This window comes from Pseudomonas sp. CF161, assembly GCF_000416215.1.
GTDB lineage: Bacteria > Pseudomonadota > Gammaproteobacteria > Pseudomonadales > Pseudomonadaceae > Aquipseudomonas.
The window spans coordinates 1-2245 of sequence record NZ_ATLP01000025.1 but is presented as its reverse complement, the minus strand read 5'-3'; the positions used below and the strand labels follow the sequence as shown (position 1 = coordinate 2245).

Genomic DNA, 2245 nt, shown 5'->3' with positions numbered 1-2245 from the left:
TACACCGCCACCGACAGCGGCAACGCTGATGGCAGCGGCGTACTGACCTCCCCTGCGGTCGGCGGCACCATCACCGTGACCCCGGTCAACGACGCGCCAGTGGCCATCGCCACCAGCGCCACCGGTGCTGAAGATCAAACCACCGGCATCGAAGTCAAGCTGAGCGCCACCGATGTCGACGGCATCACCAACGTCGCCTCGTTCAACGTCAGCGCGCCAACCCACGGCACCTTCTACACCGACGCCGCAATGACCCAGGCCTTCACCGGCAGCATTGCCGCGAACAACGGTGCAGCGACCCTGTACTTCAAGCCTGATCTGAACTTCAACGGCCAGGTGAACTTCACCTACACCGCCACCGACAGCGGCAACGCTGATGGCAGCGGCGTACTGACCTCCCCTGCGGTCGGCGGCACCATCACCGTGACCCCGGTGAACGACGCGCCAGTGGCTATCGCTACCAGCGCCACCGGCGCCGAAGACCAAGTCGGCGGGATTGAAGTCCACCTCAATGCCACCGACGTCGATGGCATCGCCAACGTTGCTTCGTTCAACGTCAGCGCACCGGCCCATGGCACCTTCTACACCGACGCGGCGATGACCCAGGCCTTCACCGGCAGCGTCGCAGCCAACAACGGTACAGCGACCCTGTACTTCAAGCCGGACGCCAACTTCAACGGCCAGGTGAACTTCACCTACACCGCCACCGACAGCGGCAACGCCGATGGCAGCAACCCGCTGACGTCGACCGCAGTGGGCGGTGTCATCACCGTGACCCCGGTCAACGACGCACCGACCGCGGTCGATGGCGCCATCGCCGGCAATGAAGACACCTCGATCGAGCTGAGCTGGAACACCTTTGGCGTCCAGGACATTGATTCAACAGACCCGAAAGTGGTCTTCACCAGCCTGCCCAACGGCTCCATCGAATACAAAGTCGACGGTGCCTGGGTCACGCTCACCGCAGCCGACCTGAAAACCGACACTTCGGCTGGCAAGGCCTTCAGCCAGGCCGACTTCGACAATCACAACGTGCGTTACACCCCCGCAGCCAACGAGTCGGGCGATAACAGCTTCGGCGGCAGCGGCGTCGGTAACAAACAGGGTGACTACACCGAACTGAAGTTCCAGGCCACCGACGGCAGCGCCTACAGCGACACCAAGACCATCACTGTGGATATCCACCCGGTGACCGACGTGCCGGTGGTGACCATCGGCCAATACGGCAACGTGCCTACCGGCCTGATCATTCAGACCTGGAACGGCCAGAACCTGCCGGATGCACTGGGCCGGGACGGCAATGGCGTCGCCCAATCCAGCGACCTGATCCGGGTCATCAACGCCAAGACCGCTGACAGCGCCACCTCCACTGGCGTGATCAGCAACGTGAGCAATGGCGATGTGTCCCAGTTCACCGCGACCAAAGTGTCCGGCCTGATTTACCTGGAAGCCGGCAAGAGCTACAGCTTCACCGGCACCGCCGATGACAGCCTGGCGGTCACCGTAGGCGGCAAACTGGTGTCCACCGAAACCTGGAGCAAGGGCGCCGGGATCACCGCGACCCCGTTCACCCCGTCCGAGTCGGGCTACTACACCCTCGACATCTACCACTACAACCAGAACGGCCCGGGCAACTACAACGTCAACGTCTCGATCGACAACGGTCCTTCGATGGCGCTGGGCAGCAGCGGCGTGCAGACCTACACCAGCCTCGAGGCGCTGAAAGCCGCCGGCGCGGTGTTCAACGACGCCCACGTGGTCAATGGCGAAGGCTATTACACCGGCTACGTGTACAACCACGGCCTGGAAGACAGCAGCATCAAGGTCAGCCCGATCACCACCACCTTCGTCGACAACGATGGCTCGGAATCCCACAAGGTGGAAATCAGCGGCCTGCCAAAAGGCACCGTGATCACCGACGGCACCACCGGCCACAGCTACACCTCGACCGGCGCGACCACCCAGTACGATGTCAGCAACTGGAACCTGGGCACCCTGACCGTGACCCCGGCCAAGGACGCCACCGCCAGCTTCGACCTGACCGTGACCGCCACGGCCAAAGAGCTGAGCACCCAGGTTGAAGAAGTCACCACCGGCAAAGTGAGCATCGTGGTCAGCGCGGTCAACGACGCGCCTGTAGCGATCGCGACCACCGCAACCGGTGCTGAAGACACGACCGTGGGTATTGCAGTCAAGCTCTCCGCTACCGACGTCGATGGCCTGAGCAACGTCAAGTCGTTCACCG

The 2245-nt window shown here is 63.1% G+C and carries 1 protein-coding gene; it reads left to right on the top strand.

The features are described 5' to 3' along the window. The coding region (locus tag CF161_RS33040) for an S-layer family protein (RefSeq protein ID WP_020294542.1) at positions 1 to 2245 on the top strand (2245 nt) is incomplete at both ends.